15 protein-coding genes are annotated in these 19,116 nt (G+C 69.3%); 4 read left to right on the top strand and 11 right to left on the bottom strand.

Translation table 11 applies throughout. From position 1 onward, the window contains the following. Positions 1 to 93 precede the first annotated feature (93 nt). The 3 genes from AC16DP_RS00755 to AC16DP_RS00765 all read right to left on the bottom strand — a co-directional run bounded on the left by AC16DP_RS00755 (position 94) and on the right by AC16DP_RS00765 (position 4,836). Complete coding sequence (locus AC16DP_RS00755) at positions 94 to 1,038, bottom strand: LCCL domain-containing protein (RefSeq protein WP_329727681.1); 945 nt, start codon at positions 1,036 to 1,038, stop codon at positions 94 to 96. A gap of 357 nt (positions 1,039 to 1,395) precedes the next feature. After that, entirely contained in the window at positions 1,396 to 2,754 is a 1,359-nt protein-coding gene (locus tag AC16DP_RS00760; protein ID WP_329727682.1) for an ABC transporter substrate-binding protein, read from the bottom strand. Between the two features lie 108 nt (positions 2,755 to 2,862). Further along, positions 2,863 to 4,836 (bottom strand): peptidoglycan-binding domain-containing protein, encoded by a 1,974-nt coding sequence (locus AC16DP_RS00765; protein ID WP_329727683.1) that lies wholly within the window; start codon positions 4,834 to 4,836, stop codon positions 2,863 to 2,865. Positions 4,837 to 5,311: 475 nt separating this feature from the next. Between AC16DP_RS00765 and AC16DP_RS00770 the strand changes: the two genes are divergently transcribed. Further along, positions 5,312 to 6,358, top strand: a complete 1,047-nt coding sequence (locus AC16DP_RS00770) for a class I SAM-dependent methyltransferase (RefSeq protein WP_329727684.1) — start codon at positions 5,312 to 5,314, stop codon at positions 6,356 to 6,358. A 160-nt stretch (positions 6,359 to 6,518) separates the two neighbouring features. Then, complete coding sequence (locus tag AC16DP_RS00775; RefSeq protein ID WP_329727685.1) at positions 6,519 to 7,937, top strand: protein-disulfide reductase DsbD family protein; 1,419 nt, start codon at positions 6,519 to 6,521, stop codon at positions 7,935 to 7,937. Between the two features lie 103 nt (positions 7,938 to 8,040). Here the strand turns inward: AC16DP_RS00775 and AC16DP_RS00780 are convergent, their stop codons facing one another. Both AC16DP_RS00780 and AC16DP_RS00785 read right to left on the bottom strand, forming a co-directional pair. After that, positions 8,041 to 8,403, bottom strand: a complete 363-nt coding sequence (locus AC16DP_RS00780) for a cupin domain-containing protein (RefSeq protein WP_329727686.1) — start codon at positions 8,401 to 8,403, stop codon at positions 8,041 to 8,043. 39 nt (positions 8,404 to 8,442) lie between these two features. Beyond that, a complete protein-coding gene (locus AC16DP_RS00785; protein WP_329727687.1) occupies positions 8,443 to 10,692 on the bottom strand; it encodes a S41 family peptidase in 2,250 nt (749 codons plus the stop codon). Positions 10,693 to 11,231: 539 nt separating this feature from the next. On the opposite strand from AC16DP_RS00785, the gene AC16DP_RS00790 reads away from it, so the two are divergent. Then, on the top strand, positions 11,232 to 12,848 hold the full coding sequence (locus tag AC16DP_RS00790) for a carbohydrate-binding module family 20 domain-containing protein (protein WP_329727688.1): 1,617 nt from the start codon (positions 11,232 to 11,234) through the stop codon (positions 12,846 to 12,848). Between the two features lie 102 nt (positions 12,849 to 12,950). On the opposite strand, the gene AC16DP_RS00795 is transcribed toward AC16DP_RS00790, so the two are convergent. The 3 genes from AC16DP_RS00795 to AC16DP_RS00805 all read right to left on the bottom strand — a co-directional run bounded on the left by AC16DP_RS00795 (position 12,951) and on the right by AC16DP_RS00805 (position 14,723). Beyond that, positions 12,951 to 13,490, bottom strand: coding sequence for a DUF2378 family protein (locus tag AC16DP_RS00795; RefSeq protein WP_329727689.1), 540 nt, complete (start codon positions 13,488 to 13,490; stop codon positions 12,951 to 12,953). A gap of 94 nt (positions 13,491 to 13,584) precedes the next feature. Continuing rightward, positions 13,585 to 14,181: a tRNA-uridine aminocarboxypropyltransferase gene (locus AC16DP_RS00800; protein ID WP_329727690.1), complete on the bottom strand. Its 597-nt coding sequence runs from the start codon at positions 14,179 to 14,181 to the stop codon at positions 13,585 to 13,587. After that, entirely contained in the window at positions 14,178 to 14,723 is a 546-nt protein-coding gene (locus AC16DP_RS00805) for a hypothetical protein (RefSeq protein WP_329727691.1), read from the bottom strand. The genes AC16DP_RS00800 and AC16DP_RS00805 overlap by 4 nt, the downstream gene beginning before the upstream one ends. Before the next feature lie 211 nt (positions 14,724 to 14,934). On the opposite strand from AC16DP_RS00805, the gene AC16DP_RS00810 reads away from it, so the two are divergent. Continuing rightward, the gene (locus AC16DP_RS00810) at positions 14,935 to 15,177 is read left to right on the top strand and encodes an arsenate reductase family protein (RefSeq protein WP_329727692.1); all 243 of its coding nucleotides are present in this window, start codon (positions 14,935 to 14,937) and stop codon (positions 15,175 to 15,177) included. Between the two features lie 123 nt (positions 15,178 to 15,300). On the opposite strand, the gene AC16DP_RS00815 is transcribed toward AC16DP_RS00810, so the two are convergent. The 3 genes from AC16DP_RS00815 to AC16DP_RS00825 all read right to left on the bottom strand — a co-directional run bounded on the left by AC16DP_RS00815 (position 15,301) and on the right by AC16DP_RS00825 (position 19,112). Next, positions 15,301 to 16,170: a DMT family transporter gene (locus tag AC16DP_RS00815; RefSeq protein ID WP_329727693.1), complete on the bottom strand. Its 870-nt coding sequence runs from the start codon at positions 16,168 to 16,170 to the stop codon at positions 15,301 to 15,303. 129 nt (positions 16,171 to 16,299) lie between these two features. Next, positions 16,300 to 17,649: a hypothetical protein gene (locus AC16DP_RS00820; RefSeq protein ID WP_329727694.1), complete on the bottom strand. Its 1,350-nt coding sequence runs from the start codon at positions 17,647 to 17,649 to the stop codon at positions 16,300 to 16,302. A gap of 56 nt (positions 17,650 to 17,705) precedes the next feature. Next, on the bottom strand, positions 17,706 to 19,112 hold the full coding sequence (locus tag AC16DP_RS00825; protein WP_329727695.1) for an MATE family efflux transporter: 1,407 nt from the start codon (positions 19,110 to 19,112) through the stop codon (positions 17,706 to 17,708). Positions 19,113 to 19,116: the final 4 nt, after the last annotated feature.

Genomic DNA, 19,116 nt, shown 5'->3' on the forward strand with positions numbered 1-19,116 from the left:
TCCCGACGACACCTTCCAGACTCCTTCCCGGAGCGGACACCCCAGGGGAGGACACCCTACCGGGCCAGTCCTCCCCCAGGCCGTGACGGCGTGTCACTGCTCAGCGGCGACGGTGAAGCTGCCGTAATACCAGCCATGGCCGTTCGAGGTGATGCCGTTCTGCGTCGAGCTCTGGTACGACGACTGCGCGGGGGTGGGCGTGACGCGGATGGTGCCTTGCCTGTAGGTGCTGCTCAGCTGGCCCGCGTGCACCGCCGCCTGGCAGGGGTTGGAGTAGTCCAGGTAGGTGTTGGTCCCCCAGATGGTATGGGCGGCGACCTGGGAGGGGCTGCACGCGCAGGCCTGGGGCCCTGCACCCCGCCAGATATCCGCGGTCGTGGGGCACTGGTAACGCGGGTAGATATAGCACGTGACACCCTCGTAATTGTAGTAGCCGTTCCCGTATCCCAACTCGTTGAAGTTCATCGTGTAGAGGTGCTCCGCCGCCTGTGGGCTGAAGTAGCGGTAGAGGGGAATGGTGCCCGGCGCCTGAAACGGGAAGCAGTAACCAGCAACCGTTGGAGTGCTGTAGAAGCTGCCGCCCTCGCTCGAATTCGTTGTGAGCAGCTGGTCAGTTCTGCTGTACGCGTAGGAGCTGTACAGCGGCACGGCCCCGCAGGGCGCGAAGTTCGCATCGAAGAGCGCACCCATGACGAACTCGTAAGCCCAGTAAAAGGGATCCTGGAGGGCGGTGGTGGGGTGATTGTGTTTGTTGAGCCTCGACGAGTAGAAGCGATAGATCGACTTCAGGTTGCCGGCGCAGCCCCCCACGGACACGGCCAGCCCTGACTCCTGCTGGCCCAGCTCCTCGGGCTGCGGCTGCTGGACCTCGCTGGCCGTGGCGGGCTGCGCCTCGATGCCAGGCTCGGTCCCGCAGCCAACGAGCGCCTGGGACACACACATCAGCGCTGCCGCGTAAAGCAACCCCTTCTTCATGTGCATGATGAGCTCCCTCGTGGCCGCCAGGCCCATCGTCATGTGTCTCGTCATCTTCTTCATGTGCTCTCCGCTCCGTGGTTGGGGGGCCCCGCCGCATCAGCGGGACAGAGCCCAGAGCCGTACCAGGCGCTACAGCCAGGACAGGTCCGTCACTCTGGAAAACGTTGTCTCCCCCCCGCGTCAACGGGAGCGTCACGGGGATCGTCACGACGCCAGCGGTATTTCTTTTTTCTACGGCGGCAACCCCTTGGACGAGCGGTTCATCGACTCGATGCTCCCCCTGTCCGGTGCGCTCCAGCACGCTGACGCCGTCATAGAGCCCCCCCGAGCGGCGCAGCAGGGTGTGGAAGAGCTCGAGCACGTCCTGGGAGGGGGGGCCCTTCGGGTCGGGGCGAAGCAGCAGGGCCCTGGGTCATCTCAGTGCCCCGTGGCGCGGAGGGTGAACAGCGCCTCCGCCTGCTGTTGGGCCTGGGCGGCCGCCTGCTCGGGTGTGAGCCGGCCCAGGAGCATGTCGTGGTAGGTGGTCCCGAGGAGCTCCGCGAGCCGAGGCCACTGGGGCACGGCGGGACGCATCCAGTCCTGGAGCTGACCGGCCTGGGAGAGTTGGTCCACGACGGAGAACACCGGGTAGCGGCGGACGAGCTGGGGGTCGCGCAGCAGGCTCTTGCGCGGCATGCCGCCGTTGCCATACCGGGCCAGCACCTTCAGCACCTGTCGCGAGGTGAGCCAGGAGAGCATTCGCCAGGCCAGCTCCCCGCGGGGGCCGATGTTGGCGGGGATGCCCAGGCTCCAGGTGCCGATGGGCGTCACCGGGTCCACCCCGGGGGCATGGGGCGCCGCCACGTAGCCGATCTTCCCGGCCACGGTCGAGGCGGCTGACTCCTCGACGAGGAATGCACGGGCACCCCACTCGTAGGTCATGGCCACTGCGCCCTGCGCGATGCGCCGTGGGCGCTGGTCCCAGGCGGTGTTGACGACATCGGGCGGTGACACCTTCAGCAGCTCGAGTGCGAAACGGGCCGCGGCCACACCCTGGGGCGTGTCCAGCGTGGGCCGGCCCGACCCGTCCAGCAGCGGCTGGCCGAAGGCGGCATAGAAGTGGGCCATCTGCTGGCCGAAGGCCTGGCCCCTCTGTCCGTTCCAGACGATGCCGTACTGCCCGGCCTCCGGCTTGTGGTAGTGCCGCGCCACCTGGAGGAGCTCCTCGGTGGTACGCGGCGGCCGCAGCCCGTCCTCGGCGAGCAGATCCTCGCGGTACCACAGCAGCTCCGGGTGCGGCTGGATGGGCAGGCCGAGCTGGTGCTCGTGGTAGCGGCTCTGGGCATACGCGATGTCCAGGAAGTCCTCCGGCTCCACCAGCGTGCGCGAGCCGGCGATCAGCGCCTCCAGCGGCAGGAGCACGCCCAGCTCGCCGTACTCGCCCGCCCACACCACGTCGAAGCTGACCAGGTCGTACGCGCTCACCTTGTCCTGGGCGTTACGAAGGGTCAGCCGCCGCACGTCGTCGTAACCGACCACCTCGAGCTCGAGCTTGCCCCCGGCGAGCTGCTCCAGCTCGGTGGACGCCTCCTCCAACGCCGACGCGAAGGGATCTCCGACGATCAGCAGCCGGACGGTCTCGCCGCGCAGCACCGGATCACCGGGGCCAGCAGGGGCGCTCGAGGCCTTGGGTGTGGAGCGGGTGGAGAGAACGAGCCCCGTGAGCACCACGATGGCCACGACGGCCGTGGACAGGAACATGAGCAGACGGCGAGGAGCGCGCGTGTGGTCGTCCATGCCTCGACTGTGGGGCCGGTCCGTCATACGCGGTAGCTGCAAGGTTGCATTGCAGGTGCGGCCCTGGCGGGTGAGGTGTGTTGGAGCTCCGTGTGGGCGGCCCGCGTGCTACTGGAGGGCGTCCTTGGGAACCAGGAGCACGACCTCCTTCGCGTCGCCGTAGATGATGGGGCCCATCGACTCGAAGTTGTGCGTCACCCGGCCGTTGTCACGCACGATGCCCATGTCGTTGCCGGTGGAGCCACCGTCGTAGTCCCAGCCATGCCGCGTCTGGAAGATGAGGGCGCCGCTCGGAATCTGTCCCGCCTGCGCCATCCGCTCGTACGCGTCGGCCGGGATGACATGGGCGGTGACGTCGCCGAACGCCGGGCTGGAGATTCTGCGGGGCTCCGAGCCGGGCAGCGGGACCGACGTCCAGCCGCCCTCCCGCATCATCCGGACCATCGCGCCGCGCGGGTTGTTGGGGTCATCCGAGGTGCCGCCCGGGAAGTTCGGCACCCCGAGCTTGTCCATGTTCCCGATCGTCGTCGCCACGCACATGCCGTAGGGGCCGTTGTCCAGAGCGCCCGTCGCCAGCTTCTGGAGGAGCGGGTGGTTGGCGTTGACGGAGCCCTGTCCCGCTCCCACCTGGCCGGAGGCCGCCGCCTTCTCGAGCGTCTCCAGGGTCGTCCCGCCCACCTGCCCCTCCATGCCCGGCGGTACTTGGAGGCGGGACTTCTGGAAAGCCGCCACGGCGTCCGCCGTCCCCTTGCCGAACTTGCCGTCCGCCTCGATGCCGAGCAGCTTCTGGAGGTCCTTCACGCTGTCACCCTGCATGCCCTGCTTGAGCACGGCCTTGCCGTTGGCCACGTCGGCCAGCGACGGCGCCGGGGTCCACGGGGTGGTGCCACCCGCCGAGGGGGCGCCGGTGGACGGGGTGGACGGCGCCTGGGGGGCCATGCCGAGCGCCGCCTTCGTCCTCGGCCCCACCACGCCGTCCGCGTCGAGGCCCTTGGCCTTCTGGAAGGCCTTCACCGCCGCCTCGGTCCTCGGACCGAAGACGCCGTCGGTGCCGCCCGGCTCGAAGCCCGCCTGCTGGAGCTGCTTCTGCAACGACTCCACCGCGGGGCCCGTGGCACCGTTCTTCAACAGCGGGCCGGAGGCCGAGGGCGAGCCCGTCGGCGCCGGGGAGGTGGGGCCGGTGGTGCCGCCCTTGCCCTCGCCCTGGAGCACCGAAACGATGGCGTCCATGCGCCGCGTCTGGTCCCGGCGCAGATCCACCGGATCATTGCCGAAAGCGGGCGCGTCCAGCCGGCCGGTGGACGGGTCCACGTAGGACTGCACGCGGATGTCGATGATGTTCTCCGGCGTCACGCCCTTGCGTGCCAGCTCGGGCAGCTGATCCAGGAAGCCACCGGGGAGGTTGGCGGCGGCCTCGGACTGGGTGAAGGTGTCGAAGTAGGCGGCGGCCAGCAGCGGGTTGTGGGGATCCAGGCCCGCGTTGCGCGCGGCGGCCTCGTAGGTGGGCCGCTGGGCGCGGAACTTGGCCAGCTGGGCCTGATCCGCCTGCTCCGGAGTGGTGGCTGCGTGCTGGTAGGAGAAGGTTCCCTTGTTCAGCTTGCCGTTACCCGCGTCCGTGTGGCCGTCGTAGGCGCCGGTGGTGTTGCCCTTGACGTCGAGGTTGCCCTCGGCATGGCCGATGGCCCGGGAGATGAGGGAGCGGGGACTGGCGAGCTCCTGGTCCAGGTCGACGGCGGCCTTCTCCAGCGCCTGCAGGGTGGTGGCACCCACCTGACCTTCCAGGCCGGGCGGCACCTTGAGGCCAGCGGACTTCTGGAAGGAGTCCACGGCCGCGCGCATCCCCTCGCCGAACTTCCCGTCCTGCTGCGCCGCGGGCAGTCCGAGCATGCGCTGCAGCTCCATCACACTGTCGCCCGCCATGCCCTGTCTCAGGGTGACGAGCCCGCCGCCCTTGCGCACGCTGTCCAGGGTGGGGGCCAACGTCCACTGCCGCTGCGTGGCGGCTGGCGTCTGGACCGCCTCGGCGGGCGTGGTGATGAAGGCATCGGTGTTGCGCGCCTGCTGCACCGCGGAGGGCGCCACTCCGGTGGAAGGGGCGCCTCGGTGGTGGGGGGGAGAGGCGCCGTGGTGGGGCAGGCGCCTTCGGCGACAGGAGGGGGGGGGGATCGAGTCGTATGTCTTCATGGTGGGTGATGTCCTTTCTTGAATGACTTATCGGATGGCCGTGTGAGGAGTTGCGTTTCGCGGGACCGCGTTCTCGCAATTCCTCTCAATCTCAAGAACACCATCACACGAGCGTCACAGGAATCGTCAAAGACGGTTCTCCATCGGAAATTTCTGTCCATGGGTGTGGACCCGAGCCGGAACTCCTGGGGCTGTCGTGGAGCTCGATGCGCCATCCAGAACATCGCCTTCGAACCGTTCGGTGCTCCAAGCCCCTGGCACCGAGGCGCCTCTCGAGCGCCTCTCTGGCCCCATGCGCTCCTCCCTTCTTCTCATTCCATGCGACCGTGACGTTTGTCTTGGACGTGTCAGTCCGGAATGTTACTGGGGGCACATGACTACCGCGATTTCCACGCTTTCTCGTTCATTGGCGCAACTCGGGCAATTCGGAGCTCCGCTCGCGGAGGTGCTGCCCCGCCTGCGCACGGCGGGACGGGTGGGGCTTCACGCGAGCGGGCTGATGTCCGGCTGGGCCACCGCGCTGCCCATCGATGGCGTGGATCTCTCCTTCTTCAAGAACAGCTTCAACGGGGCCCTGGAGCTGCACGAGCGCGTGCTGTCGGATCCCGGCAAGCGGGAGGCGCTGGCCCGGGCCGAGCGCGAGGATCTCTTCACGCTGCCGCTGTTCGTCGGGTCCATCCTCTCGGACATCGGGCGCGTGCGGCACAAGCAGCGCTACGGGCTGCAGGAGCTGCGGGTGGAGCCGGAGGATGCGTTCCCCTATCCGGACTACTACCTCACGGACTTCCACAACCAGGCCAACGGGGGCCTGTCGCTGCGCGCGGCGCTGACGTACGAGTGGCAGATCCGCCTGCTCTTCATGGGCGCCAACCGGCTCATGCGCCAGGGCGTCATCGATCAGATTCCCGAGGGGAGCCACCTGGACATCCTCGACGTGGCGTGTGGCCCGGCGACGTGGATGAGCCAGGCGTGGTTGCAGAACCGGCGGCACCGCTACACGGGGATCGATCTCTCCCCGTCCTACCTGGAGGCGGCCCGGCTGTTGCGCCGCAAGGCCACGCTCCTGCAGATGAACGCCGAGCAGATGCTGCCGGAGTGGACGGACCGTTTCGACCTGGTCACCTGCATCTGGCTGTTCCACGAGCTGCCCCGGCCGGCCATCGAGCGGGTCACCGCGGAGATGGCGCGGGTGCTGGAGCCCGGAGGGACGCTTGTGTTCATGGATGCCATCCAGCAGGGGGAGGCCAACGCCGAGGAGAAGGGCTCGTTCGAGCACTTCGAGACGTACTTCAACGAGCCCTACTTCCAGGACTACACGCGGTTGAACCTGCCGGAGCTCTTCGCGCGCCACGGTTTGCGGACGGTGAAGACGGAGCGCTGGTACATGTCGAAGCTGCTGGTGCTGCGCAAGGAGGGGTAGGCCCCCGTGGGGGTGTAGGAGCCGTGCCCCCTCGGGATGCCCGCCCGCCTGGGCGGGGGTAGGACGAAGGAGCGGTGGCACGCACCTGGGGAGCAACCTCGGGTGTAACCACCGGCCGCTCGCGCGTATATAGGGGGCCGCGCGAGGCGACAGGAGCGACATGGACGCGAAGAAGAAGGTGGGACTCATTGCGGCGGTATTCGGGCTGGCCGTGGCCGTGGTGCCCTTGCTTCTGCCCACGGGCCCGAGCTCGGGGCTGGACGCGGCGCGCTTCCTCGAGGCCGGCAGCTTCGCGCTCGGCGCGGCCGCGGTGTTCGCCGGGGGTCTGCTCACCGCGATGACGCCCTGCGTCTACCCGCTCATCCCCATCACCGTGTCCGTCTTCGGGGCGCGCAAGGCCGAGGGCCGGGGCAAGGCGCTCGTGCTGACCAGCTCCTACATCATCGGCATGGGGGTGGTGTTCAGCGGGTTGGGCGTGCTGGCGGCGAAGACGGGACAGGCCTTTGGCTCGATGCTGGGCAGTCCGGTGGTGGTGACGGGCCTGGCGCTCTTCCTCCTGCTGCTGGCCACGTCCATGTTCGGCGCCTTCGAGCTGGCGCTGCCGGGTGGGCTGCAGCAGCGGCTCAACTCGGTGGGCGGCTCGGGCCTCACGGGCGCCTTCCTCATGGGCAGCGTGTCCGGCTTCCTCGCGGCTCCGTGCACCGGGCCGGTGCTGACGGGCCTGCTGGCCTTCGTGGCCAAATCGCAGAGCACGGGGCTCGGCGCGGCGCTGCTCTTCATCTACGCGCTCGGCATTGGCGTGCCCTTCTTCCTCATCGGCGTCTTCACCGTGCGCCTGCCCCGCGGCGGGGTGTGGATGGAGTGGGTGAAGAGCGTGCTGGGCATCGTGCTGGTGGCGCTCGCCATCTCGTATCTCCGGGACGGCTTCCCCACGGTGGGTGGGGCGGTGAAGGGCGTGGCCGAGCAGCTGGGCCGGACGCCGGGCGCGCTCATCGCGGCGGTGCTGGCGGTGGTGGGCGTGCTGGTGGGGGCCATCCACCTGTCCTTCAAGGAGGGCGCGCGGGACTTCACCCTCAAGGGCTTCGGCGTGGCGCTGGTGGTGGTGGCGCTGGTGCTGCGCGGTGGCGCCATGGACGCGAAGTCGGGAGGCGCGCTGTGGGTGTCGCTCGGGCTGATGGAGGCGCCCAAGGCGCCCACCTTCGAGTGGCACGCGGTGCTGCCGGCCAAGGGCGCGAGCTTCTCGCCCGAGGCGCTCGAGCAGGTGCTGGTCCGTGCGAAGAGCGAGGGCCGGCCGGTGATGATCGACTTCTTCGCGGAGTGGTGCGCGGCCTGCAAGGAGCTGGATCGCGAGACCTACCCGGCCGTCGAGGTCATCAGCGAGTCGGGGCGCTTCATCAACGTGAAGGTGGACGCGACGAACAGCGATGACGCGCTGGACGCGCTGATGGAGCGCTTCGGGGTGGAGGGCCTGCCCACGGTGGCGTTCATCTCGTCCAACGGGCAGATGCTGCGCGCCCCGAGGGTGACGGGCTTCCTCGAGCCGCGCTCCTTCGTCGTGGAGATGAAGAAGGTCGACTGATGGCGGGGAATGCGCGTGGGCCCATGCGCTGAGCCGCGCCCAATTTCCCCTCTCCCGAGGGGAGAGGGGATATGGGTCCCTTCGGGCACCTGGGTGAACGGGCTCAGCTGTCGCGGTGGACCGTGTCCGGCGAGAAGGCCGGCAGGCAGATGGCGATGTACTCGGCGCCATCGGCCTCGGGGGTGCTGTAGCGGACCCACTCGCCGGGCTCGGTGATGACGGCCTGGCCCGCGCGCACGTCCAGCTGGCCACCCTTGTGCTCCACGCGCAGCACGCCCCTGATGACGACGGTGATCTCCCGGAACTCGGGCGTCTGACCGGGCTCCAGCCACCCGCCGGGGCTGCGCATGTGGGCGACGCTGAGCTCGGCCTGCTTCGTGTTCACCCGCCCCACGTACTCGTCGATCAGCTTGGGCTTGTTGCCCGCGGCGGTGACGCGCGTGGGAGCGGGGATGAGGGTCGGCATGTCTCTCTCCGGGGTTGGGGGATTGGTGCGCCGGTGCCGCTACCGGAACGAGTCGCCAGCCACCGCGGCGCTGTTGCCCTTCAGGTACTCGAGCGCCTTGTCCAGCACCTCGTCCTTGCCGGACTGGATGCCCGCGAGCGTCGGCCGCACGTAGACCTGGGGCCTCAGGCCCACGCGCTGCAACTGGCGGCCGTCCACGTGCCGCACGTCGTGGCCGGTGAAGATCATCGAGATGCCGCCGGGCAGCACCATGTCCGTGATGTCGCCGTTGGCGCCCGCGCTGGGGCTGCCGATGAACGTGGTGCCGTTGGCCGCCTCGAAGAACAGGCCCGTGTGCTCGGACTGGCTGATGGCGCGCTCGTCGATGAGCATCACCGTCCGGCCGCGGTACAGGGGCACGTCCGCCTTGGGCAGCTCCTGGATGAACTTGTACCGGCCATTCGTCTCGGACGCCGAGACGACGTTGCGCTCGAACACCGCCGCGTGGCGCGCCTTGCGCGTGTTGAGGTACGGCGCGATGGACCAGGCCGTCCCGTTCGGGTAGCCGCGCATGTCGAAGATGATGGCCCGCGTGCCCTTGAGCTTCTCGAACATGGCCGCCACCTCGGACGTCTGCAGGCGCGTGAGGTCCACGTAGCCGGTGTTGTCCGCCAGCATCCGGTACGGCTCGCCCTGCTTGGGCTTCTGCAGCGACTGGATGCTCCGGGTGAAGCGCACCTGCTTCGCCTGCCCGCTGGCGTCATGTACGCCCAGCGTCGCCTGGGAGCCCTCGGGCCCCGCCAGCGCCTTGGCCAGCAGGCGGTGCCGCAGGTGCACCGGGTGCGAGGCCGTCACATAGGGCTCCAGCGCCTTCATCCGCTCCGCCACCGGCTTGCCGTCGATCGTGTCGATGACCTGGCCCCGCGCCAGCCCCGGCGCCGCCTCGGCGTTCCACACGTTCATCACCACCGCCACGCCGTCGATCTCCATCGCCTCGAAGGGAGCGTTCACACCGGTGATGCCCCGCTTCTCCAGCTCGGGGTGGCCGCGCAGGTGGGTGTGCCCGTCCTGCACCAGCGTGCTCAGCTCCGCCACCGCGAGCGCGTACTCCGCCGCGTCCTTGGCCTTCTCGAACTTCGGGATGAACGTGCTCAGCGCGCCGTCCCAGTCCCGCGAGAGCAGGTGCTTGTACGGGTAGAAGAAGTGGATGACGTTCCAGGCCCGGAAGAGCGCGAGCAGGCGGTACTCGCGGCTCGGGTAGAGCATCTCCTCGTACTTGCGGTCCGGCTGCCACCGGGCGGGGGGCAGCTCCGCCTCGCGCGCCGCCTTGCCCTTCTTCGCCGGCTTCTTCGCCAGGTCCAGCGCCTTCTGGAGCGTCTCGTCCTTGTCCGAGCGCGCGCGCTTGGGCAGCACCGCGTCCGCGCGCATGGGGATGCCCAGCTCGCTCAGGCGCACCGAGGCCGTCAGCCCCGCGCCCAGCTCCACCTGCGTCTGCTCCACCACCGCGCCGTCGTCCAGCCGGCCCTCGGTGACGAGCTGCGCCAGCCCCTGGGCCTTCATCGTCAGGGCGCGCGGGTCCAGGTACGACTTGTCATCCAGCAGGAAGATGACCGGGCGCGCCTTGCCATCGCCCTTGGGGGAGAGCTCCTCGCCCGCCGTGGTGAGGAACGAGGTGGTGTAGCCGCCGCTCGTCCCGCCGAGCGACTGGGGACGGAAGCCCGAGTGGAACACCGTGCGCTCCCCGGGCACCTGCAGCTCCTCGCTCAGCAGGTACGGCAGGAGCCTGCCGAGCGCCGCGGACATGGACCAGACAGTGTTGGGCTCCAGGCCGCGGGCGCGCAGGTCGACGATGACGGCCTTGGCCTTGGAGATGTCCGGGCGCAAATCGACGGCCGCGTCCTTCACGGCGCGCAGGTCCAGCACGAGCACATCCTTGGACTCCCAACTGCGCAGCTCCCGCACCGGGGCCGAGGGGGCCTTCTGCGTGCCCTCCTGCTGCTCGTCGGGGCGGAGGATGCGCGTGGCGGGATCCTTCAGCGCGTCCAGCATGTCCTGCACGGCCGCGGCGTAGGCGGCGCGATCCTTTGCTGCCTCCACCCTCGGAATGGCGGCCACGAGCGCGGCATCCCAGTCGATGTTCTTGTAGGCCAGGGCGGGATGGCGGTAGCGCACCTGACCCCACAAACGGGCCAGGCTCTCCAGGCGCTCCTCCCGGGAGGGCAGGGCTTGGGGGGTGGGCTCCGCCGCCGACGCGGTGAATGCGACGAGGCCGAGGGCCAGCGCGAGACTCGTGAGAAGGGGGCGCAGCATGTACCTTCCTGGGGGAAAAGACCGTCCGGGAGCCCAACGGTATCGCACCTGCCTCCTTCCACCGAAGTGGGGAGTGTGATTCCGGGGGGTTGTCTCCGCCGCCGGGCCCCTGCCTGCCCGTACCGGGGGTGTGGGCCGGGGAGGGGGGTGTGAAATGCTTCACACCGTTGGAGTGAGCCAACTCACAGCGCGGGAAGTAGGGCCGTGAGAAGGTGCTTTCAGAAACGGGGGGCGGTTTCGCCGAGCGAGGGGGCTTGCACTGCGGAGCCGGACATACCCCAGAGGCGCCTTTCAGTACAAAGGGGGGAGGCGCCTCCGGATTCCCGCGAGGTCCGGGGGGGCACGCGGGATTCTACGTGGCCCGCTTCTTGATGCCGGGGGGCATCGGGGAGCGGGCCGCGGTCTTTTTTGGGGGTCTCGAGATTCCGGGGCTCGCTTGACTTCACGCAGGGTGCGCCTATCAAGTGGCGCCCGGCGAAAGTGGTGAACGGGGACCGCTCGCCCTCGCTCCCCCCCCTCCCCGACATTCGAGACTCGCGATGAACCGCTCCACGTTGTCGTCGTGCGCCGCGCTGGCGCTTGCCCTGCTGGCTCCGGCGGAACAAGCCACCGCGGCCACCCAGCAGGCCCAGGCCAGTACGGCCATCATGGTCCAGGGGTTCCACTGGAACTCGGCCAACGCCACCAGCCCCAACTGGTACAACGTCCTGCAGGGCAAGGCGGGCGACCTGGGCGCCATGGGCTTCACCCACGTGTGGCTCCCGCCGCCCTCCGACGCGAGCTCCACGCAGGGCTACCTGCCGCGCCAGCTCAACGTCCTCAACTCGCGCTATGGCAGCGAGACCGATCTGAAGAACGCCATTACCGCCTTCACCAACGCGGGCATCAAGTCGGTGGCGGACGTGGTCATCAACCACCGCGTGGGGACGACCGGCTGGTACGACTTCACCAACCCCTCCTGGGGCACGTACGCCGTCGCCGCCGGTGACGAGTGCAACTGCTCCACGGGCGCCGCGGACACGGGCGACAGCTACGGCGCCGCGCGCGACATCGACCACACCAACTCCGTCGTCCAGACGGACATCAAGAACTGGCTGAGCACCCGGCTCAAGGGCGTGGGCTTCACCGGCATCCGCTACGACTATTCCAAGGGCTACGGCGCCAGCTACGCGAAGCTCTACCACGACGCCATGCAGCCGGACTTCTGCGTGGGGGAGATCTGGACGGACCTCAACTACGCCAACGTGGATGCGCACCGGCAGCTGCTGGTGAACTGGGTGGACGGCACGCAGGGCGCGTGCGGCGCGTTCGACTTCACCACCAAGGGCCTGCTCAACCAGGCGCTGACCTACAACGAGTACGGCCGGCTCAAGGACTCCGCGGGCAAGCCGGCGGGCGGCATCGGCTGGTGGGCGCAGAAGATGGTGACGTTCGTGGACAACCACGACACCGGCCCGAGCGAGTCCTGTGGCAACGGGCAGAACCACTGGCCGGTGCCCTGTGACAAGGTGATGCAGGGCTATGCCTACGTGCTCACGCACCCGGGCATCCCCTCGGTGTACTACGCGCACATCTACGACTGGAACCTCAAGGCCGCCATCAAGGCGCTGATGGACGTGCGCAAGGCGCAGGGCATCACCTCGACGTCCACGGTGGCCATCCAGCGCGCGGAGAACGGCCTGTACGCGGCCATCATCAATGGCAACACGGCGATGAAGATCGGCGGCACGGCCTGGGATCCGGGCACGGGTTGGACGCTGGCCGCCTCGGGCTCGGGCTACGCGGTGTGGACCAAGGGTACCACGGGCGGTGGCGGCACGTGCACCACGGTGCCGGTGACCTTCAGCATCGCCAACGCCAACACCACCTTCGGGCAGGATCTCTACGTGGTGGGCAACCAGACGCAGCTCGGCAACTGGACTGCGGCCAACAGCTTCAAGCTGACCATCCAGGGCACGGGCGCCAACGCCACCTGGACCGGCACGGTGAACCTCGGCCCCTCCACCGCCATCCAGTACAAGTACATCAAGTACAACGCCAGCACGGGAGCCGTGGTGTGGGAGAGCAACGCGCCCACCTCCAGCGGCAACCGCGAGGCCACCACGGCGGCCTGCGGCAGCACCACCACGCTCAACGACGGCAACTTCCGCTTCTGAGCCAGCCCGCCCTCCGGTCGCGCGCTTCACCAACTGGTCCGACAGTCGGACCAGTTGCTCGCGCTCGGGCCCGGAGGGTCTCCTGGCTGGAGGTCGCCGGGCCTACTCCGTCCAGGAGATCCGGAACGTGGCCTCGCCGCTGGGACCGCTGGCGGCGAGCGTCACCAAGATCCCCTTCGCACCCGCCCGCTCCAGGGCCTCGGTGAGCAGGCCCCGGAAGTAGGCGGTGCGCAGGGCGTAGTTGAACCACAGCTCGTAGGTGCTCGGCCCCACCTTGCGCAGGCGCGTCTCGGTGTAGTTGTTGGCGCTGCGGAAGTTGCGGCTCATGCGCTCGAGCGTGCGGTGCGGCCCGAGCAGCTTCGTCACCGAGAACACCGCCTTGCCCATCAGCGTCTCCTGGTAGGCGCGCATGAAGGCCCGGCCCAGCTCGAAGCCCGCCTCCTCCTGGGGCATGTCCGGCCAGAGCCGCCCGGTGATGAAGTCGATGAGCGCGGTGTACGTCTCCACCGGGTACGCGGGCAGCAGCGGCTTGCGCGGATCGACTCCCAGCGCCGTCAGCCCGGAGAGGTGCTCGGGCGGTACGGGTTGTCCCAGCACCCGGAGATTGCTCTGCACCGTGTAATCGAAGATGAGCTTCTGCATCGCGCCGCCCACACTACCACTGGGAGTGTGTCCGTGACGTCTACTCGACACTCGGTCAACTGGCCGCGCCGGCCATGGCGCACCGCGGCGAGGCTCACTCCTCGTCGTCGTCGAGCCGGCCCCGGGCGGTGAGCACCCGGTCGATCATCAGCTCGTGGAGGGCGTAGAGGGGGCGGGCCACCTCCTCGCCCTCGAGGACGGAGAGGGCCCCGGCGATGGCCTCCACGGTGGACATGCCATAGGGGTGGGGCGAGCGGCGCAGGCGCCGGGACTCCGGGCGGGGAGGAGGCAGGGAGAGCCCCGGCAGGCGGCGCAGCTCGGGGAGGCGCTGGTACATGCGCCGGGCCTGGGTCCAGTTGCCATCCAGCACCACCAGCCGCTCGGGCGGAGGCGTGCCGGGAGGGGGCGGCTGGGCATCCGGGAAGAGCAGCCAGGTGCCCGGCGCGGTGAGCACCGAGACGTCGAAGGGGGGCTGGCCCGGGGCCCCATAGGTGAGGATGTGGCACTGCGTGAGGGCGAGCCCCGCCAGCCGCGCCGTGTTGGTGGACTTGTTGGCTTCCTTGTTGTGACGGATGACGAGGAAGCGGGTGCGCGTCTCCAACCGGGGCACCTCGGCGCAGAGGCAGAGGGCGGTGGGCAGGTAGCAACCGGGACAGCGGCCGGCGAGATCCGCCGGGGTACGGGACCTCATTTGCCCTGACGATAACGCTGCATCAACTCGCGGGCCTCGCGCAGCTTGGACTCGACGAAGCGGTCCTCGGCGTCCATCTCCTCGTCGGCTTCCAGGCCGAGGTGGAAGAGGGCCGAGAGGCTGGCCGGGTTGACGTCGAGCCACTCGGCGGTGCGGTCGAGCACGTTGCGGCGGCGGCCGGCGAAGGTCTCGGGGCTCTCGTCGGGGAGGCAGCGGCAGATGCGGGCCGAGTCGCTGCCCACGTCCACGTAGAGGCCGAGCACCTCGGTGTCGAGCTCGGTGGCGATGGCGGAGGCGGCCTCGGTGACATGGGCGGCCAGGGCGTGCGCGGCGGAGCGCTCGGTCATGGAACGCACCAGGTAGACGCGCCAGCCGGCCTCTCCGAGCGTGCCGGCGGCCTCGAGGGGCGCGAGCTCGGCGGGTGGGGCGGAGATGCGCGTGAGGACGCGGCGCACGGGAGCCTCGATGTGCTCGAGCTGGGCGCTCGAGGTCGGGCAGAAGAAGACGACGCGGTACTCGCGGCTATCGACGGAGGGTTCCATGAGGGTACTGCTCCCGCGGGCACGGACGGGGCCAGCCAAAGAGGACCACTCCCCCGGCCTGGAGCGCAAGCGGGGAATTGAGGGAGTGCGAGGGGACTGCTACACGGGAGGCATGTCCATCACGCTCTATATCAAGAACGGTTGAACGGGTTGTAAGTCAGCGCGGGAGTTTCTCGCGCAGAAAGAAGTGCGGGCGGAAGTCCGGGAGTTGGTGAAGAAGCCGTTGAGCGAGGCCGAGGTCCGGGCGCTGGCGGCGAGGATGGGAGGGGTCCGGGAGCTGATCGCCCCCAAGAGGAAGGGGGAGCTGGCGGCGCTGGGGGAGGAGGAGCTGGTGAAGCACCTGGCGGCGAACCCGAACCACGTGCGCAGACCGTTGATCGACACGGGGAGCCAGCTGTTGGGGGGCTTCACCGCGGAGGTCCGGGCCGCGCTGGAGAAGCAACTGAAGAAGTAGGAATCCCCACCCAAGACCCCCACTCAACAACTCCTCCCTCTCCCCCCGGGAGAGGGTCGGGGTGAGGGTATGCGTCCCCGTTCTCCACTCCGTGCCTCACTCCGTTTCCCCGAACCTCACGGGTCACCCCGTACCCGTGGGAGCCGCAACAGGTTGCACAGGAGTCCGTGCCTCACTGGCGACCCAGGCGCCGGAGGCGAGGACAATCACCCCACCCAGCAGCCCGAGGGGTCCGAGGGCCTCGCCGAAGACGAGCACGCCGACGAGGGCGGCGGTGAGGGGCTCCAGGTAGGTGAGGGCGCCGGCGGTGGCGGTGGGGACGTGGCGGAGTCCGGCATAGAACAGGCTGTTGCCGGCGATGCCGCACAAAAGGGTACCGGCGGCGACCTGAAGCGCACGGGCGTCGAGTGCGGGAGGCAATGCGCCGCGTCCGAAGAAGAGCAACAGGAGGAGGCCGGAGGGGACGGAGTGGAGGGAGTTGATGGCCAGGGGAGAGAAGGAGCGGGCGGCCTCCTTGGAGGCGAGGACGTTGGCCATGAAGAAGAAGGCGCTGGCGCCGCCGAGGAGGGCGGTCCAGGGGTCGGCGAGGCCGCCCTGGGGAGTGCCGAGGATGAGGGCGAGCCCCACGAGGGTCAGCGGCGCCCCCAGCAGGGCGCGGGGGGAGCGGCGCTCGTGGAGGATCCAGGGGGAGGCGAGGGCGATGAGGAGGGGGGCGAGGTAGTGGGTGAGGACGGCGACGGTGACGGGCCCGCGCTGGACGGCGGCGAAGTAGAGGGCGGCGTTGGCGGCATCGCACACCGCGAGGACGCCGAGCGCGAGGGTGGCGCGGCGGTCGCGGAAGGCCTCGCGGCGGAAGACGAAGGGGGCGGGCAGGGCCATGACGGCCATGACGAGCAGGGCGCTCTGAGGGCCGGAGAGCCCCGCGGGCCGCAGGACGAGCGGCCAGCATCCCCAGAGGAGGGTCCCCAGGGCGACCATGACGAAGGACTTCACGACGGCTCCAGACGGGTGGGGGCGCACGGGCCCCGAGGCGGGCGCGGAGCGTAACCGAGCCGCCGGTGGGACGCGCGGACGGAACGGACACGGCCCCTGGCCGGAAGCCCGGGGAGCGGGCGGGGCGGCTCAGCCGATGCGGCCGATCTCCGCGCCGCGCTCGTAGACGGTGATGGGGCCGTCCTCGGAGACGTTGATGGCCACGCCGCGGAAGCTGGCGCGCCAGGCGGCGAGGGCACGGGCCCCGGGCATGCTGGGCTCGCGCACGCCGAGCCGGGCGATCTCCTTGGGACTGGAGACCATGCAGGCGATGTCGAGCACGCTGCCGTCCTGGTCGAGCACGACGGCGCCATCGGTGGCGGCGGCGGCGGTGATGACCTGGCGCTGGGCCCAGATGGAGATGTTCTGCCCGCGGAGACTGCGCCGCAGGTGGCTGTTGGCGGCCAGGGGGTGGCCGTGGTCGGGGATGAGATCGGTGAGCTCCTGGCGCGAGTCGAGCAGACAGAAGAGGGCGCCGGTGCGCTCGTAGGCCAGGTCCATGGCGGCGCGGAGCACGCCGATGACGACGTCCTCGCGGAAGCGCGCGGAGATGCGCTCGTGGAGGGCCTCGTAGTCGAGCACGCGCCAGTGGCCGTGGGACTTCTGGAAGACGGAGCCCTTGCCACTGAGGATGAAGAGGTCGTTCTGGGGCGAGGTCACCAGCGCCACGTCGTGGGCGGCATGGGCGAGCACGGCCTGGACGGGGACGAGCGTCTCGTGGGGGGCGTAGCGCAGGGCGGCGTCATTGCGGTCCACCTCGGCCAGCGAGATGAAGCCGATGATGGAGCCGGACTGCATGCTGGCGAGCAGGCCAACGCGGCGGCCGTCCACGACGGTGCGGATCCACTTCTCCTTCAGCAGGGCGTTCTCGATGGAGAGGCCGCCGGGCAGGGGGATGAACTTGTTCTGGAGCTTCTGGACGAGCCGGTTGGCCTTGCGGGCGATGATGAGGCAGTGGCGGACGTTGCGGCCCTCGTAGGTGAGGGCCATGGAGTCCTCCATGGCGCGCACCCAGTTGGACATCTTGTGGGGCCGGTAGTTGAGGTAGCGGGCCACGGCGCGGCGCAGACGCGTCTGCTCGAGCGCGGCCCAGTGCTCGTCGAGGGAGCGCGCGGAGCTGACGTGGGTCAGGTCGTCATTGAAGACGCGGCAGAAGGAGCGGGCGAAGTGGCTGTCGCTCACGCGCACGGGGCGGCGCAGGTCGATGAGGAGTCCGGCCTGGGGCGTGGGCTGATCGAAGTAGAGGAGCGCGGCGAGGCGGCGCTCGTCGAGCGGGAGCACCTTGGGCTTGAGCGCGGCGCGCGGGCCGAGCTCTTCCACGTGCGCGGCGAGCTCGTCCGACGAGAGCGAGGACGTGGTGCTGCCGGGGAAGATGTCCTTGAAGGCGGTGGCCAGCGAGGCGAGAGCATCGATGACGACCAGGGGCCTGCGCGTTCGCATCGGAAACCCATTCTAGACAGGCCGGAGGGAGTTCCCCCACAAAACGGAAGGGGTCCTCAACCGGCCGCGGCCACCGTGGCGGGCTGCTCGACCGCCGGTCCGACGAGCGACTTCCGCTCCCAGGCCCGGCTCCTCCAGCGGAACCAGAAGACGATGCCCCGCGTCCACTCGTCCGCCGCCACGGCGAGCCAGACGCCGGCCAGTCCCAGGTTCAGTTTGAAGACGAAGAAGTAGCCCAGGGACAGGCTCAGGCAGGCCATGGACAGGAAGCCCATGTACACGGTGAAGGTGGCGTCCCCGGCGGCCCGGAGGGCATTCACCAGGACGAGGTTGAAGGAGCGCCCCGTCTCCAGGAGGAGGCCCAGGACGATGACCTGGGACGTCAGCCGGAGGATGTCGTCATTGACCGTGAACAGCCCGACGAGGGGCTTGCGCAGCAAGATGGCGACCACGTCCACCAGGACGGTGATGGCCACGGCCCACTTCAGGCTGCGCAGGGCCTGCCGGTACGCCTCGTCCCGGCGGTTGGCCCCCACCAGCCGCCCGATGAGGATGGACGTCCCGATGCCGATGGCGAGGCTGAACAGGAAGACATACTGGGAGATGGCGTGGGCGTACTGCCGGGACGCCAGGGCCGCGGAGCCGAGCCAGGTGACGTAGTACAGGAACACCGTCTGGCACGCGTGGTAGGTCATCTGCTCGACGGCGGAGGGGACGCCCACCTTGAGGATCTTCCGGATGTAGTCGCCGGGGAAGGTCACGTAATCCCGAGGCGCCATCCGGACATCCATCACCCGGTAGAGCATCCAGATGAAGACGGCGAGCGCGACGGAGCGGCTCAGCACGGTGGAGATGGCGGCGCCGGCCACGCCCAGCTCCGGGAAGCCGGCCTTGCCGAAGATGAGCAGGGAGTTGCCGAGCACGTGCACCACGTTCATGCCCAGCGAGACGTACATGGACTGCCGGGTGAAGCCGTAGGTGCGGATCAGGCTGGAGAAGACGTTGATGAGCGCCTGGATGAAGAGGAATCCACCCGCGATGCCCATGTACGTGCGCGCATGGGCGAGCACCGGACCCTGCAGGTTCATGTGGGTCAGGATGGCGTCGCCGAACAGCAGCAGGCCCGCGCTGACGGCGAGCCCGAGCAGGAAGTTGAGCGTGATGGCGACGGCGGAGATCCGTGCGGCCTCCTGAGCCCTCCGGGCGCCGATGTACTGGGCCACGACGATGGAGGCACCGTTGCTGATGACCTCCATGATGAGGATGCACAGGAAGATGTACTGATTGACGACGCCGACGGCGGAGACGGCATCGTCGGAGACACCGCTGAGCATCAGCGTGTCCGCCGTGCCCATCATCATGAACAGCAGGAACTCGAGGAAGATGGGCCACGTCAGCTGCAACAGCCCCAGAGCGGGTTGTCCCGATGGCGTCCCAGGGTGTACGGCCGTCTCGTTCGTCACGCGC

The organism is Archangium sp. (assembly GCF_057119385.1).

Excerpts from the sequence above, each read along its gene's own strand:
- AC16DP_RS00775 (WP_329727685.1), top strand. The coding sequence starts at position 6,519 with ATGGACGCGAAGAAGAAGGTGGGACTCATTGCGGCGGTATTCGGGCTG.
- AC16DP_RS00795 (WP_329727689.1), bottom strand. The coding sequence starts at position 13,490 with ATGCAGAAGCTCATCTTCGATTACACGGTGCAGAGCAATCTCCGGGTG.
- AC16DP_RS00820 (WP_329727694.1), bottom strand. The coding sequence starts at position 17,649 with ATGCGAACGCGCAGGCCCCTGGTCGTCATCGATGCTCTCGCCTCGCTG.
- AC16DP_RS00755 (WP_329727681.1), bottom strand. The coding sequence starts at position 1,038 with ATGAAGAAGATGACGAGACACATGACGATGGGCCTGGCGGCCACGAGG.
- AC16DP_RS00805 (WP_329727691.1), bottom strand. The coding sequence starts at position 14,723 with ATGGAACCCTCCGTCGATAGCCGCGAGTACCGCGTCGTCTTCTTCTGC.
- AC16DP_RS00770 (WP_329727684.1), top strand. The coding sequence starts at position 5,312 with ATGACTACCGCGATTTCCACGCTTTCTCGTTCATTGGCGCAACTCGGG.
- AC16DP_RS00760 (WP_329727682.1), bottom strand. The coding sequence starts at position 2,754 with ATGGACGACCACACGCGCGCTCCTCGCCGTCTGCTCATGTTCCTGTCC.
- AC16DP_RS00790 (WP_329727688.1), top strand. The coding sequence starts at position 11,232 with ATGAACCGCTCCACGTTGTCGTCGTGCGCCGCGCTGGCGCTTGCCCTG.
- AC16DP_RS00780 (WP_329727686.1), bottom strand. The coding sequence starts at position 8,403 with ATGCCGACCCTCATCCCCGCTCCCACGCGCGTCACCGCCGCGGGCAAC.
- AC16DP_RS00800 (WP_329727690.1), bottom strand. The coding sequence starts at position 14,181 with ATGAGGTCCCGTACCCCGGCGGATCTCGCCGGCCGCTGTCCCGGTTGC.
- AC16DP_RS00785 (WP_329727687.1), bottom strand. The coding sequence starts at position 10,692 with ATGCTGCGCCCCCTTCTCACGAGTCTCGCGCTGGCCCTCGGCCTCGTC.